General features: G+C 56.1%; 1 pseudogene. It reads left to right on the top strand.

Annotation, left to right across the window (positions count from 1 at the left end):
* Nucleotides 1-113 (top strand): annotated as a pseudogene (locus MN186_RS00040) (IS3 family transposase); the annotation flags it as partial.
* Nucleotides 114-205 lie beyond the last annotated feature (92 nt).

Genomic DNA, 205 nt, shown 5'->3' with positions numbered 1-205 from the left:
GTGAAAACCTGTGCCTGATGGCCGACACCAGTATCTCGGGAGCCCGTGTCGCCCGCGAGTTGGATGCGCTGGTGCGGGTCTACGGAAAACCAGGTCGCATCGTCAGCGATAACGTCCTATGCGCGGAATGATGGGCTGATTTGGCATCAGGTCATGGTCATGCTGAAGCGTTCCAGCATGTTTTAATGTGTGTCAGTTCGGCGTT

This window comes from Aliiroseovarius sediminis (genome assembly GCF_022678485.1).
Taxonomy (GTDB): Bacteria; Pseudomonadota; Alphaproteobacteria; order Rhodobacterales; family Rhodobacteraceae; genus Aliiroseovarius; species Aliiroseovarius sediminis.
Note: the sequence above shows the minus strand (reverse complement) of the source record. Positions and strands in the feature narration are given on the sequence as shown.